13 protein-coding genes and 1 pseudogene are annotated in these 16,138 nt (G+C 50.8%); 4 read left to right on the forward strand and 10 right to left on the reverse strand.

The genetic code is table 11. The features are described 5' to 3' along the window. Window positions 1–116: 116 nt before the first annotated feature. Window positions 117–290 (reverse strand): YciY family protein, encoded by a 174-nt coding sequence (locus ACQG2Q_RS13135; RefSeq protein ID WP_017384232.1) that lies wholly within the window; start codon window positions 288–290, stop codon window positions 117–119. Window positions 291–433: 143 nt separating this feature from the next. On the opposite strand from ACQG2Q_RS13135, the gene cls reads away from it, so the two are divergent. Together cls and ACQG2Q_RS13145 are read left to right on the forward strand one after the other, a co-directional pair. Then, on the forward strand, window positions 434–1,894 hold the full coding sequence (cls, locus tag ACQG2Q_RS13140; protein WP_022648349.1) for a cardiolipin synthase: 1,461 nt from the start codon (window positions 434–436) through the stop codon (window positions 1,892–1,894). 33 nt (window positions 1,895–1,927) lie between these two features. Next, window positions 1,928–2,257 carry an HI1450 family dsDNA-mimic protein gene (locus tag ACQG2Q_RS13145; protein ID WP_006810881.1) on the forward strand — a complete coding sequence of 110 codons (330 nt, stop codon included), beginning with the start codon at window positions 1,928–1,930 and terminating at the stop codon, window positions 2,255–2,257. Between the two features lie 31 nt (window positions 2,258–2,288). Here ACQG2Q_RS13145 and ACQG2Q_RS13150 read toward each other — a convergent pair. The 7 genes and pseudogenes from ACQG2Q_RS13150 to ACQG2Q_RS13180 all read right to left on the reverse strand — a co-directional run bounded on the left by ACQG2Q_RS13150 (window position 2,289) and on the right by ACQG2Q_RS13180 (window position 10,170). Beyond that, a pseudogene (locus ACQG2Q_RS13150) lies at window positions 2,289–3,157 on the reverse strand (ion transporter). A gap of 14 nt (window positions 3,158–3,171) precedes the next feature. Further along, complete coding sequence (gene oppF / locus ACQG2Q_RS13155) at window positions 3,172–4,176, reverse strand: murein tripeptide/oligopeptide ABC transporter ATP-binding protein OppF (protein WP_063849114.1); 1,005 nt, start codon at window positions 4,174–4,176, stop codon at window positions 3,172–3,174. After that, window positions 4,173–5,186 carry an ABC transporter ATP-binding protein gene (locus ACQG2Q_RS13160; protein WP_017384234.1) on the reverse strand — a complete coding sequence of 338 codons (1,014 nt, stop codon included), beginning with the start codon at window positions 5,184–5,186 and terminating at the stop codon, window positions 4,173–4,175. The genes oppF and ACQG2Q_RS13160 overlap by 4 nt, the downstream gene beginning before the upstream one ends. An 11-nt stretch (window positions 5,187–5,197) precedes the next feature. Then, the gene (gene oppC / locus ACQG2Q_RS13165) at window positions 5,198–6,106 is read right to left on the reverse strand and encodes an oligopeptide ABC transporter permease OppC (protein WP_015570372.1); all 909 of its coding nucleotides are present in this window, start codon (window positions 6,104–6,106) and stop codon (window positions 5,198–5,200) included. A gap of 12 nt (window positions 6,107–6,118) precedes the next feature. Next, window positions 6,119–7,039, reverse strand: coding sequence for an oligopeptide ABC transporter permease OppB (gene oppB / locus ACQG2Q_RS13170; RefSeq protein ID WP_003856738.1), 921 nt, complete (start codon window positions 7,037–7,039; stop codon window positions 6,119–6,121). A gap of 82 nt (window positions 7,040–7,121) precedes the next feature. Further along, on the reverse strand, window positions 7,122–8,753 hold the full coding sequence (oppA, locus tag ACQG2Q_RS13175) for an oligopeptide ABC transporter substrate-binding protein OppA (protein ID WP_023300277.1): 1,632 nt from the start codon (window positions 8,751–8,753) through the stop codon (window positions 7,122–7,124). Window positions 8,754–9,522: 769 nt separating this feature from the next. After that, a complete protein-coding gene (locus tag ACQG2Q_RS13180) occupies window positions 9,523–10,170 on the reverse strand; it encodes a YchE family NAAT transporter (RefSeq protein ID WP_017384236.1) in 648 nt (215 codons plus the stop codon). A 480-nt stretch (window positions 10,171–10,650) separates the two neighbouring features. Here ACQG2Q_RS13180 and adhE point away from each other — a divergent pair, with 480 nt between their 5' ends. Beyond that, window positions 10,651–13,332: a bifunctional acetaldehyde-CoA/alcohol dehydrogenase gene (gene adhE / locus ACQG2Q_RS13185; RefSeq protein WP_032624107.1), complete on the forward strand. Its 2,682-nt coding sequence runs from the start codon at window positions 10,651–10,653 to the stop codon at window positions 13,330–13,332. Window positions 13,333–13,400: 68 nt separating this feature from the next. Here adhE and tdk read toward each other — a convergent pair whose 3' ends face one another. Continuing rightward, window positions 13,401–14,015, reverse strand: a complete 615-nt coding sequence (gene tdk, locus ACQG2Q_RS13190; protein WP_032622434.1) for a thymidine kinase — start codon at window positions 14,013–14,015, stop codon at window positions 13,401–13,403. 550 nt (window positions 14,016–14,565) lie between these two features. On the opposite strand from tdk, the gene hns reads away from it, so the two are divergent. Then, complete coding sequence (hns, locus tag ACQG2Q_RS13195; RefSeq protein ID WP_003856724.1) at window positions 14,566–14,979, forward strand: histone-like nucleoid-structuring protein H-NS; 414 nt, start codon at window positions 14,566–14,568, stop codon at window positions 14,977–14,979. Window positions 14,980–15,180: 201 nt separating this feature from the next. On the opposite strand, the gene galU is transcribed toward hns, so the two are convergent. Then, window positions 15,181–16,086 (reverse strand): UTP--glucose-1-phosphate uridylyltransferase GalU, encoded by a 906-nt coding sequence (gene galU, locus ACQG2Q_RS13200; RefSeq protein WP_022648355.1) that lies wholly within the window; start codon window positions 16,084–16,086, stop codon window positions 15,181–15,183. Window positions 16,087–16,138 lie beyond the last annotated feature (52 nt).

Below are 16,138 nucleotides of genomic sequence, written 5' to 3' on the forward strand. Positions count from 1 at the left end.
TTTAATATCATGACGTTATGGGGACGTAGTATATCGTGGAAAGCAGACGGGAGGAGACTGCAAAGATTAATAGTCTGGATGTTTAATGGGCACCTTTACGGTGCCCCTCATGCTTTTCAGATATCCTGGACCGCGAACAGCAGCGCGTTACGGTGTCTGTTCAGGCCACATTTTCTGATGGCGTGGATACGCATATTGCGGCGGGATTGTGCTTCCAGCCAACGAGCCTTACGACGACTCACCTGTCGCAACATGCGCCAGCGCCCTACTTCAGTTCTACTGCGCTTCATGTCTACAACTCTTTCTCTAACAGAGATGCCATTATATGCCTAAGCAGGCGGCAAACCAGCGCTTTTATCTGCCGTTTTTATTTGCCAGATGAATCCTGATGCGTAAACTCATAACAATACGCTTTCAAAAGGATTTTTTATTTATGACAACCTTCTACACCGTGGTGAGTTGGCTGGTCATTTTAGGATACTGGCTGTTAATTGCCGGGGTGACGTTGCGCATTCTGATGAAACGCAGAGCGGTGCCTTCCGCCATGGCCTGGCTTCTGATTATCTACATTCTGCCGCTGGTGGGCATCATCGCCTATCTCTCTTTCGGTGAACTTCATCTGGGTAAACGCCGGGCCGAACGCGCCCGTGCCATGTGGCCCTCCACGGCAAAATGGCTTGCCGACCTTAAAGCCTGCAAGCATATCTTCGCCGAAGAGAACAGCAGCGTGGCCGCATCTTTGTTCAAGCTGTGCGAACGCCGCCAGGGCATTGCTGGTGTAAAAGGCAATCAGCTGCAACTGATGACCTCTTCCGATGACGTGATGCAGGCGCTGATCCGTGATATCCAGCTCGCCCGGCATAATATCGAGATGGTGTTTTATATCTGGCAGCCGGGCGGCATGGCGGACCAGGTCGCCGAATCGCTGATGGCCGCTGCACGTCGCGGTATCCACTGCCGCCTGATGCTGGACTCCGCCGGCAGCGTGGCCTTTTTCCGTAGCCCGTGGGCAGGCATGATGCGCAACGCCGGTATCGAGGTGGTCGAGGCGCTGAAAGTGAATCTTATGCGCGTCTTTCTGCGCCGCATGGATCTTCGTCAGCACCGGAAAATGGTTCTGATCGATAACTATATCGCCTACACCGGCAGCATGAACATGGTCGACCCCCGCTTCTTTAAACAGGATTCCGGCGTGGGGCAATGGATCGATTTGATGGCTCGCATGGAAGGCCCGGTGGCAACCTCTATGGGCATCGTCTATTCGTGCGACTGGGAAATTGAAACCGGTAAACGCATTCTTCCCCCGCCGCCGGATGGCAATATCATGCCGTTTGAGGAAGCCAGCGGGCACACTATCCACACTATCGCCTCCGGTCCTGGCTTCCCGGAAGATCTGATACATCAGGCACTGCTTACCGCCGCGTACTCAGCGCGGGAATATCTGATCATGACCACGCCCTATTTCGTCCCCAGCGACGACCTTCTGCACGCCATCTGTACAGCGGCACAGCGCGGAGTGGATGTGAGCATTATTATGCCGCGCAAGAACGATTCGCTGCTGGTCGGGTGGGCAAGTCGCGCGTTCTTTAGTGAGCTGCTGGCCGCGGGCGTTAAAATCTATCAGTTCGAAGGCGGTCTGTTACACACCAAGAGCGTGCTGGTAGACGGAGAGCTGAGCCTGGTGGGTACCGTCAACCTCGATATGCGCAGTCTGTGGCTGAATTTTGAAATAACGCTGGTCATTGATGACGCCGGTTTCGGCGGCGATCTGGCGGCGGTTCAGGATGATTATATCTCCCGCTCACGCCTGCTGGACGCCAGACTGTGGGCGAAACGTCCGCTGTGGCAGCGAATTGCCGAACGACTGTTTTACTTCTTTAGTCCGTTGCTGTAAAACGTGCCCAACGATGTTTAACAGGTAGTCATCATGGAAATGGATCTGAACAATCGCCTGACCGAAGACGAAACGCTCGAACAGGCCTACGATATTTTTCTCGAGCTGGCGGTCGATAATCTCGACCCTGCTGACGTCATTCTTTTCAACCTGCAATTTGAAGAGCGTGGCGGTGCTGAGCTGTTCGATCCGTCTGAAGACTGGGCCGAACACGTCGATTTTGATCTCAATCCGGACTTCTTCGCTGAGGTGGTAATTGGCCTGGCAGATGAAGACGGCGGAGAAATTAACGACATCTTTGCCCGCGTCCTGCTGTGCCGCGAGAAAGACCATAAGCTGTGCCATATTCTCTGGCGCGAATAATAAAAAAGGCTGCCCGCGCAGCCTTTTTTATTTAATCCGGCAAGGCATTTCCACAGCGGTGACAAAACCGCGCCCCGGGTTCATGATTTCCCTGCTGACAATTCGGACATTTGCGTTGCTGCTTGCTGTTCTGGAAGGCGCTGCTCATATGGGTGGTAATTAGCCCCGTCGGTATCGCTATCACCGAATAACCGATCAGGATAAGAACCGATGCCACAATACGTCCGAGCGGCGTATGCGGTGTAATATCGCCATAGCCCACGGTGGTCACCGTGACGATAGCCCAGTAAACCGACGCATTAAGCGTGGTAAACCCGTATTTTGGCCCTTCGATTAAATACATCAGGGAGCCAAAAACGATCATCACGATAGCAATAAACGAATAGAAGAGAATAAGCTGGTGGCGGGCGCTGACAATGGCGACCCAAAAAACCCTCAGCGACGGCATAAAGCGCAGCAGCTTCAGAATTCGTAACACACGAATCGCCCGCATTGCGCGCCAGGCAAACACATAATTCAGGCTGATCTCAGGCCACAGCCACATGACATACAGCGGCAGGATAGTGGCTAAATCAATAAATCCCCAGAAGCTGAAAACGTATTTCGCCGGATTTGGCCAGCTAATGACCCTCAGCACATACTCTGCGGTAAACACCAGCGTGACGATCAATTCCAGCCAGACAAAAACGTGCCACTCCTCATACGTCATGTGGTACTGCGTTCCGGCACCGGATTCGATAAAGATAATAATGACGCTAATCAGCGCAAATAAGCCACACAGCCCCTCGAAACGGCGACCGGAAACCGTTTCTGGATCAAATAAAAGGTGATAAAGCCGCTGACGGGCCGACGTGAATAATCGCGACACATTAACCTCTAAAAAATAAGGGCTGACATCATGTCAGCCCTTGCGATTATAACGGGTCTACTTTCAGGCAGGAAACCGCATGTCGGAAACTGCCCTCCAGAACCGGCCGTGTTTTTGCACATTCCGGCCCGGCTATTGGGCATCGCGTACGGAATACGCAGCCTGAAGGCGGGTTGATTGGCGAAGGCAGTTCACCTTCCAGAAGCTGAATGGTTTTATTTTTTTCCAGATCGGGATCCGGAACGGGAACCGCAGACATCAGCGCTTTGGTATAAGGGTGCAGCGGATTATGGTACACCTCATCATACGTGCCCAGTTCCACGGCGTGGCCCAGATACATGACCAGCACACGGTCTGAAATGTGTTTTACAACCGCCAGATCGTGGGCGATGAAGATCAGCGAAAGCCCCATTTCCCGTTGCAGTTTCTGTAGCAGGTTAACCACCTGGGCCTGGATGGAAACGTCCAGCGCCGAAACCGGCTCATCACAGATAATCAGTTTCGGTTCAAGGATCAACGCGCGTGCGATACCGATACGCTGGCACTGACCGCCGGAAAACTCGTGAGGGTAGCGGTTGATGAGGTTAGGCAACAGACCCACCTTCAGCATCATCGCTTTCACCCGAACGCGAACTTCCTGGCGCGGCATCTTCGGATGATAGGTGCGCAGCGGCTCGGCAATGATTTCGCCAATGGTCATACGCGGGTTCAGGGACGCCAGAGGATCCTGGAAAATCATCTGGATATCACTGCGCACATTGCGCCATTCATCCGGCTTCATCCCCAGCAGATCTTTGCCAAGCCAGGCCACTTTCCCGTCGGTGGCTTTCACCAGGCCGATGATCGCACGCGCAAATGTCGACTTGCCGCAGCCGGATTCGCCCACCACGCCCAGGGTCTCCCCTTCGTACAGGCGTAGCGTGACGCCATCCACCGCTTTCAGGGTTTTGGCAGGCTGCCAGAACCACTGTTTACCGTCTTTGATATCGAAATGGACCTTCAGGTCAGCGATTTCGAGCAGCACATTTCTTTTTTCGTCGATTGCGTTCATACCAGCTCCTCCAGCGGCTTAAAGCAGGCGCGTAGACGGCCTGGGGCAAACGCTTCCAGCGGCGGTGCGCTGTTACAGATTTCCATCGCATGCGGACAGCGTGGCTGGAACGGGCAGCCTTTTGGCAAACGCAGCAGGTTTGGCGGGTTGCCCGGGATAGTCAGCAGCGACTCCCCTTCCGCATCGAGGCGCGGTACGGCATTCAGCAGCCCGATAGAGTACGGGTGGGCTGGCTGGTAGAACACATCGCGGGCATTACCGTATTCCATCGTGCGGCCTGCATACATGACTAACACTTTGTCGCAGATCCCGGCAACGACGCCTAAATCGTGGGTGATCATGATGATGGCGGTGTTGAACTCACGCTTCAGCTCGTTCAGCAACGTCATGATCTGCGCCTGGACGGTCACGTCGAGAGCGGTGGTTGGTTCATCAGCGATCAGCAGTTTTGGCCGGCAAAGCAATGCCATCGCGATCATGACTCGCTGACGCATACCGCCGGAGAACTCGTGCGGATACATGCGCATGCGCTTGCGTGCTTCAGGCATTTTCACCGCATCCAGCATTTTGACGGACTCTTCAAACGCTTCGGCTTTGCCCAGCCCCTTGTGGAGCATCAGCACTTCCATCAGCTGTTCACCCACCCGCATATAGGGGTTCAGGGAGGTCATCGGATCCTGGAAAATCATTGAAATCTGCTCGGCGCGCAGCTTGTTCAGCTCATGTTCCGGCAAATTCAGGATCTCTTTCCCGTTAAACGTCGCCGAACCCCCTATCACGCCGTTTGATGCCAGCAGGCCCATCAGCGCGAATGCGGTCTGGGATTTACCGGAACCGGATTCGCCCACAATGCCCAGCGTTTCACCGGCACGCAAGTCGAAGTTGAGATCGTTAACGGCAGTCACATCACCGTCGGGGGTTTTAAACGTCACGCGGAGGTCTTTAACGTCCAGCAGTGCGCTGGTCCGCTGTTGCGCCTGTGGCGCGGTTGCCGTTTCAATAATGGTCATGACGGCGCTCCTTAACGGTCTTTCGGGTCGAGGGCATCACGCAGGCCATCGCCGATAAAGTTGAAACAGAACAGGGTGACGACCAGGAAGCCCGCCGGATACAGCAGTAACCACGGTGACACTTCCATGGAGTTTGCGCCGTCACTTAACAGAGCGCCCCAGCTACTCAACGGCTCTTGCGTACCTAATCCCAGGAAGCTCAGGAAAGATTCAAACAAGATCATACTTGGCACCAGCAGGGAGGCGTATACCACCACCACGCCCAGCACGTTAGGAACGATATGACGCACCACAATATTGGCGGTAGAAACGCCACCAACCTGTGCGGCTTCGATAAACTCCTTACGTTTAAGGCTCAGCGTCTGGCCGCGCACAATACGCGCCATATCCAGCCAGGACACCATCCCGATCGCCACGAAGATCAGCAGGATATTTTGACCAAAGAAGGTCACCAGCAGAATGACGAAGAACATGAACGGGAAGGAGTTCAGGATTTCAAGCATACGCATCATCACGGAGTCCACTTTCCCGCCGAGGTAACCGGAAAGCGAACCGTAAAGCGTGCCGACAATTACCGCCACCAGCGCCGCTGCGATGCCAACCATCAGGGAGATACGGCCGCCAATCGCCACACGCACCAGCAAATCACGCCCGGAGGAGTCGGTACCGAAATAGTGCCCGGATTCCATATCCGGCGCGCTGGACATCATGCCCCAGTCCGTATCGAAATAGGTGAACTGAGAGAGCATTGGTGCCAGGGTTACGAACAGCGCGATAAGCACCAGCACGACCAGGCTGGCAACGGCGGCACGGTTATGCATAAAACGACGGCGGGCGTCTTGCCAAAGGCTACGACCTTCGACCTCCAGCTTTTCACTGAAGTTTTCCAGCGCCTCGCTGTTTTTCTTACTCAACATCATGGCGTGCTCCAGTTAGTAACGGATTTTCGGATCGATAACGGCATACAGCACATCGACAACGGCATTAAACAGAATGGTCAGCGCGCCCACGAGGATCGTCAGGCTCAGCACCAGCGAATAGTCACGGTTAAGCGCCCCGTTAACAAACAACTGCCCGATGCCTGGCAGGCCATAAATGGTTTCAATCACCATTGAACCCGTAATAATGCCGACGAAAGCAGGACCCATATAGGAGAGCACCGGTAACAGTGCAGGCTTGAGAGCGTGACGGAAAATAATCCGGCGCATCGGCAACCCTTTCGCTCGGGCGGTACGGATAAAGTTCGAATGCAGGACTTCAATCATTGAACCACGCGTAATACGGGCGATACTGGCAATGTAGGCCAGAGATAATGCCACCATCGGCAATATCATGAACTTCAGCGCCCCGCCATTCCAGCCGCCCCCGGGCAGCCATTTAAGGGTTATCGCGAATATCATGACCAGCAACGGCGCGACAACGAAGCTGGGGATAACCACCCCGGTCATTGCGACCCCCATTACGGCGTAATCCCATCGGGTATTTTGTTTTAGTGCGGCGATAACGCCCGCAGTGACACCGAGAACAACGGCCAGGATAAATGCAGCAGCCCCTAATTTAGCCGATACCGGGAAGCTGGACGCCACCAGGTCGTTAACGGAATAGTCTTTATATTTGAATGACGGACCAAAATCACCGTGTGCAAGTTGCTTCAGATAGTTGAAGTACTGCGTGGTGATAGGATCGTTTAAATGGTATTTCGCTTCGATGTTGGCCATAACTTCTGGCGGAAGCGTGCGTTCACCGGTAAAAGGACTGCCCGGCGCAAGACGCATCATAAAGAAGGAAATTGTAATTAGAATAAATAACGTTGGAATCGCTTCAAGACAGCGACGCAGGATAAATTTCAACATTGCCCGTACCTTCTGGCGTGTGCCTGATGAATGTTACAAAATAGACACAGTGGGGCAAGCTCGCTCGCCCCACGTATTGCCATTAATGCTTGATAATATAAAGATTCTTAACGGAAATATTATCCAACGGGTCTTTACCGGTATAACCCCCTACCCATGGTTTCACGAGGCGGGCGTTAACGTAGTAGTAAACCGGAACGATCGCAGAGTCTTTATCGAGCTGTTGTTCTGATTTCGCGTACAGATCGGCGCGCTGGGCGTCATCTGCCACTTTCAGGGTATCGCCAATCAGCTTATCAAACGCCGGGCTCTTATAGTGTGCGGTATTGTTCGAACTGTCGCTGAGCATGGTGTTCAGGAATGAGGTCGGTTCGTTATAGTCCGCACACCATCCTGCACGTGCCACGTCAAAGGTTCCCTGATGGCGCGTATCGAGGAAGGTTTTCCATTCCTGATTTTCCAGCTTCACGTTCACGCCGAGATTTTTCTTCCAGATTGACGCGACGGCAATAGCCAGTTTTTTATGCAGATCGGAGGTGTTGTACAGCAGACTAAACGTCAGCGGCTTGTCGGCGGTATAGCCCGCTTCAGCCAGCAGCTTTTTCGCTTCTTCGTTACGTTTTTCCTGGGACCATTTGAACCATTCAGGTTCAACAAGCTTCATACCGTCGGTGTAAGGCGGGGTGTAGCTGTAAGCCGGCAGGTCGCCCTGATTCTTCACTTTATTCACGATAATGTCGCGATCCAGAGCCAGCTTCAGTGCGGTACGAACACGTACGTCGGTGAACGGTGCTTTCTGGTTGTTAATTTCATAATAGTAGGTGCACAGATACGGATCGACGTGAACTTCTTTCGGGATCTCTTTTTTCAGCTTCTGGAACAGTTCAATCGGCATGTTGTTATAGGTCATGTCGATTTCGCCGCTGCGGTAGCGGTTTACGTCCGTTACCTCAGAAGAGATTGGCAGGTAGGTGACCTGATTGATAACCGTCTTGGCATTATCCCAATACTGCGGGTTGCGCTCCAGCACCATACGCTCGTTAACGACCCAGTCCTTCAGCTTATATGCACCGTTGGTCACGATATTCGCAGGCTGCGTCCATTTTTCACCAAATTTTTCTACCGCGGATTTTGGTACCGGAGAAACGGACGGGTGAACCAGCAACTTATAGAAGTACGGAACAGGTTCGCTCAACGTCACTTCAAAAGTGTTGGCATCGATGGCTTTTACGCCCAGGTCGGTTACGGGCTTTTTACCCGTGATGATGTCATCAATATTGGCGATATGGCCATACTGGAGGTAACTCGCGTACGGGGAGGCGGTATTCGGATCCGCCAGACGCTGCCAGCTATAGACGAAATCTTCAGCGGTAACCGGCGTACCGTCAGACCATTTGGCATCTTTACGCAGATGGAAGGTCCAGACTTTAAAATCTTTGTTGTCCCATTTTTCCGCCACGCCCGGAGCCGGGTGGCCGTCTACGTCAGTCACCAACAGACCTTCAAACAGATCGCGGTTAACGTTAGACTCTGGAACACCTTCAATTTTGTGCGGATCAAGAGACTGCACTTCCGCACCGTTATTACGTACCAGCGTTTGCTTCTCAGCCAGCTGAACACCAGCAGGAACGTCCGCAGCCATTGCAGCGTTGCCCGCGATTAGCGCAGTTAAAATCCCCGCCGCTACCAGACTTTTTTTTGTGATGATGGACATTGTGTTGATACTCCACTCATTATTATGACTGGCCTTCGCCAGTTGTGTAATCCCCTGTTGGGGCCTGTACAGCGCAGGAGTTTTTTTTGCTGCTGTCAGGTTCTTTTTTTACTTCTTGCTATCATCGACTTCATTATTACTGACCGCTCGTACGGCGATCTTGCGTCGATTCTTTACACCTCTCCCCTGTCAGTGAGGTGTGCTGGAAAGCTTAAGTGAGGTCTATATGAAAATAGTTCTCATCAACTTGTTTAATGCCGCAAAATATAAGGCCGGAAAGTACCAAATGGTGCCAACTCTCGCCAATACATTTTGCAAATTTGTTAAGCATTTCTCTTTTACGGAGTCAGGCGTTGCTATGCCGCCGACCACCTTTCACATCAAAAACAAGTAAAACCCTTACAATACATTCAGTTGTAGAGTTCTCTCGTGACTGGTGCGATGACATGACAAATTCGAACGATTTTTCACGAAAATTTAACATCTGATTATTATTTAGCACATTCGTCTGGGTCAGCGTCGAAATTACTAATATCATTTCGGTTATCTGTCAGCAAGCCCCAGAGTATCATGTGAGTAAAATAACAGAGCGTTTGAAGGATTTATGGGCAGAGAAGCAAACTGAAAATAAACAACCTCTTGAAAATCAACAAAAGAGGGTTATTAGTAGAACTTATTATGGCTGGTGCGTATTTCAACTTTATTTATATGATTTGCTGATATTCACGTAAAAAAACGGAGCCGCTGGCTCCGCTCTTTCAAACGAAAGTCAGTGTACTAATCCGGGGAATATACTTTTTATACCGGTAACGATAAATTCGATGCCTAACGCCATTAACAACAGACCCATGATACGGGTAATCACGTTGATGCCCGTTTGTCCCAGCAAGCGAACCAGCCATGGCGCCATACGAAATACGCCCCAGCAGCAAAGTGCGAACAGGGCAATGGCGACAGAGAAGCCAATCAGGTGCATCAGGCTGTGATAGCGTGTTCCCCATACAATGGTAGAGCTGATTGCCCCCGGGCCCGCCATCAGCGGCAGTGCCAGTGGCACCACGCCGATGCTCTCGCGGATAGCTGTCTCTGATTTTTCCTGCTTGTTCTGTTTATCCTCCCCCAGCTTGCCGCTGATCATCGACATGGCAATCGTCACCACCAGGATCCCGCCTGCTATTCGGAACGAATCAATCGAGATGCCGAAGACCTGAAGAATGGCGTCCCCCAGATAAAGAGACGTAAGCAAGATAATCGCCACCGACAGGTTTGCCGTCAGGTTGGTTTTATTTCGCGCGGCAGCTGTCTGATAACTGGTCATACTGATGAAGACAGGGATAATCCCTACCGGGTTGACCAGGGCAAACAAGCCAATAAAAAACTTGAAATATGTAGGGAAATCAAAGAGCGTTTGAATCACATTAAGCTCCGCAATTGAGCATGGTCAGGGAGAGACAGCGTGTAATGATAAATCCGCGCTGAAGATACGCTTTTTAGCCGCACACTTCACCAGAAATCTGTTCTAAAACGTTATCAATTCATGATGTTAAACATTTGTATAATCAATGATAGCGCCACTTCCAATAGTTACTTAATTATTTAACACTGGAATAATTAGCACAAAATAACCCTGCTGAAAGGTATCAGCTTAGGACAAAATTGATCTTGATCATAATTTTCGTACTCAGAAGTGAGTAATCTTGGTTACGCCGCCAGGGAGATCACCTATCAAAAAGGTATGATGCTAAGGTAAGGCTCTTTTAGTAAATTAGTGAGCGGAAGCAGTGAGTAATCCTTTGTTTTACTGTGTGTTACGCAAGTGGGATCGGCTCTGACTATACTGTCAGACGTATCGAGCGCTGGTTTACTAAAAGAGTTTAAACATTATCAGGAGAGCATTATGGCTGTTACCAATATCGCTGAACTGAACGCCCTCGTCGAGCGCGTGAAAAAAGCCCAGCGTGAATATGCCAATTTCACCCAAGAACAGGTTGATAAAATCTTCCGCGCGGCCGCTCTGGCTGCTGCAGATGCTCGAATCCCTCTCGCTAAAATGGCCGTTGCCGAATCCGGTATGGGTATCGTTGAAGATAAAGTGATCAAAAACCACTTTGCTTCAGAGTATATCTACAACGCCTATAAAGATGAGAAAACCTGCGGTGTGCTGTCAGAAGACGACACTTTTGGCACCATCACTATCGCTGAACCCATCGGCATTATTTGCGGTATCGTTCCAACCACTAACCCAACCTCTACCGCCATCTTCAAATCTCTTATCAGTCTGAAAACACGTAACGCAATCATTTTCTCCCCGCATCCACGTGCGAAAGACGCCACCAACAAAGCAGCGGATATCGTGCTTCAGGCTGCCATTGCTGCGGGTGCGCCAAAAGATCTGATCGGTTGGATCGACCAGCCTTCTGTTGAACTGTCCAACGCCCTGATGCATCACCCGGACATTAACTTAATCCTGGCGACCGGCGGTCCTGGTATGGTTAAAGCAGCATACAGCTCCGGTAAACCAGCCATCGGCGTAGGCGCAGGTAATACCCCTGTTGTGATCGACGAAACGGCAGATATCAAGCGTGCAGTTGCCTCTGTGCTGATGTCGAAAACCTTCGATAACGGCGTTATCTGTGCATCTGAACAGTCTGTTGTCGTGGTTGATTCGGTATACGACGCCGTTCGTGAACGTTTCGCCAGCCACGGCGGCTACCTGTTGCAAGGTAAAGAACTGAAAGCCGTTCAGGACGTGATTCTGAAAAATGGTGCACTGAACGCAGCTATCGTAGGTCAGCCAGCGTATAAAATCGCTGAACTCGCCGGCTTTAGCGTCCCTGCTACCACCAAGATTCTGATTGGTGAAGTGAAAGTCGTTGATGAAAGTGAGCCGTTTGCTCACGAAAAACTATCCCCGACACTGGCAATGTACCGTGCGAAAGATTTCGATGACGCGGTAGAAAAAGCAGAGAAGCTGGTGGCGATGGGCGGTATCGGCCACACCTCTTGCCTGTACACCGACCAGGATAACCAGCCAGAGCGTGTTGCTTACTTCGGTCAGAAGATGAAGACGGCACGTATCCTGATCAACACCCCTGCTTCTCAGGGTGGTATCGGTGACCTGTATAACTTCAAACTCGCACCTTCCCTGACTCTGGGTTGTGGTTCCTGGGGTGGTAACTCCATCTCTGAAAACGTTGGTCCAAAACACCTGATCAACAAGAAAACCGTTGCTAAGCGAGCTGAAAACATGTTGTGGCACAAACTTCCGAAATCTATCTACTTCCGCCGCGGCTCTCTGCCAATCGCGCTGGACGAAGTGATTACTGATGGCCACAAACGTGCGCTCATCGTGACTGACCGTTTCCTGTTCAACAATGGCTATGCAGACCAGATCACCTCTGTTCTGAAAGCTTCTGGCGTCGAAACTGAAGTCTTCTTTGAAGTTGAAGCTGACCCAACCCTGAGCGTTGTACGTAAAGGCGCTGAACTGGCTAACTCCTTCAAACCTGATGTGATCATCGCACTGGGTGGCGGTTCCCCAATGGACGCCGCGAAAATTATGTGGGTCATGTACGAGCATCCGGAAACCCACTTCGAAGAACTGGCGCTGCGCTTTATGGATATCCGTAAACGTATCTACAAGTTCCCGAAAATGGGCGTGAAAGCGAAAATGATCGCCGTCACCACCACTTCCGGTACCGGTTCAGAAGTGACGCCATTTGCTGTTGTGACTGATGACGCAACGGGTCAGAAATATCCGCTGGCTGACTACGCACTGACGCCAGATATGGCTATCGTTGACGCCAACCTGGTCATGGAAATGCCGAAATCACTGTGTGCGTTCGGTGGTCTGGATGCGGTAACTCACGCCCTGGAAGCTTACGTTTCCGTACTGGCTTCTGAGTTCTCTGACGGTCAGGCTTTACAGGCACTGAAACTGCTGAAAGAAAACCTGCCAGCTTCTTACAACGAAGGTTCGAAAAACCCTGTAGCTCGTGAACGTGTACACAGTGCGGCAACCATCGCGGGCATTGCATTTGCTAACGCCTTCCTGGGTGTCTGTCACTCCATGGCGCACAAGCTGGGTTCACAGTTCCACATTCCTCACGGTCTGGCGAACGCCCTGTTGATCAGCAACGTTATCCGCTATAACGCCAACGACAACCCAACCAAGCAGACTGCATTCAGCCAGTACGACCGTCCGCAAGCTCGTCGTCGCTACGCTGAAATCGCAGACCACCTGGGTCTGAGCGCACCGGGCGACCGTACTGCAGCGAAGATCGAGAAACTGCTGGCATGGCTGGAAAGCCTGAAGGCTGAACTGGGTATTCCTAAATCTATCCGCGAAGCAGGCGTTCAGGAAGCTGACTTCCTCGCTCACGTAGATAAGTTGTCTGAAGATGCATTCGATGACCAGTGTACTGGTGCTAACCCGCGCTACCCACTGATTTCCGAACTGAAACAGATCCTGCTGGATACCTATTACGGTCGTAACTTCACTGAAAGCGATGTCGCTGCCGTAAAAGTCGACATCCCCGCAGTTGTAAAGGCTGACAAGAAAGCGAAGAAAAATGCTTGATTGACAGTGTGAAAAAAACCCGCCGCTGGCGGGTTTTTTTATATCTGAGGATCCGTAAGACATTTTTTTTATTTGCGATTGTCGCCCTGTAACGCCGTCAGCGAGCCTACAGCCAGCGCCTCTTTATAATGCTTGCGGCAGACCGAGACATAACGTTCATTGCCCCCTATCACCACCTGCTCGCCATCAGCATAAGGCTTGCCCGACTGGTCCAGGCGAAGAACCATGCTTGCCTTGCGGCCACAAAAGCAGATAGTTTTCAGCTCAACCAGCTTATCCGACCAGGCGAGCAGATACTGGCTACCGGCAAATAACTCACCGCGAAAGTCAGTGCGTAATCCATAGCAAAGAACGGGAATATCCAGCTCATCAACGACCTCTGAAAGTGCATGGACCTGCTCACGGGTCAGGAACTGGCTTTCATCTACCAGCACGCAATGGACAGGCTTAGAGGCATGCTGGGCACGAATGTCCTCAAGCAGGTCCGTTTCAGGGTTAAACAGCCTTGCAGGCGACGAGAGCCCTATTCTTGAGCTTACCTTCCCTGCCCCAAAGCGATCGTCGATTTCGGCGGTATAAACAACGGTACGCATCCCCCGCTCCTGATAATTGTATGAGGATTGCAGTAACGCCGTCGATTTCCCTGCATTCATTGCCGAATAGTAGAAATAAAGTTGTGCCATTGGCCGAAGAACCCTAATCAATGTGTAATATTCCCGATGGATCATTGTACCATATTTTGTATTGTCATCAGCGGCGGGCTGCGTGCTCCAGGCTGTTCTGCACCAATAAACTCTTCGTTGATAGCGCAAAATAATGCGTTAAAACAGACAGTAAAGGCTTTTAGCACGGACAATAAGGCGAGCTCGACACCGGAGATAACACTTCTTTTTATAGTGGCTTCTGCAATCTTTAAAATTCACTATTTATTAACTATTCTTCTGTTCGCTGCGCTTAGCCGGAGTAATACGAAAGGCTGATATTTATCAACCGCAACTATAATTCCTGAGGTAAAAGTCACAAAACAAACATGCAAATGACGCGCTTTTGCCGTTTGAAACGATATCTCATCGCCCCAGCAAACAATGAAATTTAAGTTAGCGTAATTAATAATAGCGTCATTAATTTTGTATTTTTTGAATTCCTTACATTCCAACCTATTGCACAAGTGAAATTAACGCTCTATTATTAGGACAACAAACCCACCCCCATTATAAGTTTGAGATTACTACAATGAGCGAAGCACTTAAAATTCTGAACAACATCCGTACTCTTCGTGCGCAGGCAAGAGAATGTACCCTTGAAACGCTTGAAGAGATGCTCGAAAAATTAGAAGTTGTCGTTAACGAACGTCGTGAAGAAGAAAGCGCAGCAGCGGCTGAAATCGAAGAACGTACACGTAAACTGCAACAGTATCGCGAAATGCTGATTGCCGATGGTATCGATCCAAACGAATTGCTGAACAGCATGGCTGCGGCTAAAACCGGTACCAAAGCAAAACGCGCAGCACGTCCTGCTAAATATAGCTACATCGACGAGAACGGCGAAGAGAAAACCTGGACCGGCCAGGGTCGTACTCCTGCTGTAATCAAGAAAGCTATGGACGAACAAGGTAAACAACTGGATGACTTCCTGATCAAGGATTAATCTGGAAAGATTCTGAAAAATCCCGCTTAATGCGGGATTTTTTATGCCCATAATATTCCCCAAACATCTCCTTACATTCTGTCATATTGCCTGGCTCACTATTTAACGTCCTTGACAATCTCCAGCCAATTACGGATCGACAGGCATAAAAAAACCGGTGGGCATCGCCACACCGGTCTTGTTCACTGGTCCGTGAGTTTATTACTTAATACCCACGCTACCTTTGAGCCAGGCTTTAAATTCTTCACCCAGGCTGTTATGGCGAATGCCATATTCGACGAATGCCTGCATATAACCGAGCTTATTACCGCAGTCATGGCTCTTACCTTTCATATGGTAGGCTTCCACGGTCTCTTTCTCGATCAGCATATCGATAGCATCCGTCAGCTGGATTTCATCGCCCGCACCCGGAGGCGTTTTGGCCAGCAGCGCCCAGATTTCAGCACTCAGTACGTAACGGCCAACGACAGCAAGGTTAGACGGCGCGACGTCCGCTTTAGGTTTTTCAACAACGCCAACCATTGGTACGCTTTCACCAGGTTGCAGGGCAACACCTTTGCAGTCAACCACACCGTAAGCAGTCACATCGTCGACTGGCTCAACCATAATCTGGCTGCTGCCGGTTTCGTCGAAGCGTTTAATCATTTCCGCCAGGTTTTCCTGGGAAAGATCGGACTCATACTCATCAAGGATCACGTCTGGCAGAATAACCGCGACCGGCTCATCACCCACTACCGGATGTGCACACAATACTGCGTGCCCCAGGCCCTTCGCCAGGCCCTGACGAACCTGCATAATGGTAACGTGTGGAGGGCAAATAGACTGCACTTCCTCCAGCAGCTGGCGCTTTACGCGTTTTTCCAGCATTGCTTCGAGTTCGAAACTGGTATCGAAATGGTTTTCGATAGAGTTTTTAGATGAATGCGTCACCAGTACAATTTCGGTGATACCTGCCGCAATACACTCATTCACGACATACTGGATTAATGGCTTATCAACCAGAGGCAGCATCTCTTTTGGGATTGCCTTCGTCGCTGGCAACATCCTGGTACCCAATCCCGCCACCGGGATAACGGCCTTTCTGACTTTCGAATTTAGGGCAGCCATTGAAATTCTCCTGAACTGTTCAAGTTTTGAACTTTTATGCATTGAATAACGC

It is taken from the genome of Enterobacter cloacae complex sp. 370H10, assembly GCF_050031535.1.
Lineage (GTDB): Bacteria > Pseudomonadota > Gammaproteobacteria > Enterobacterales > Enterobacteriaceae > Enterobacter > Enterobacter intestinihominis.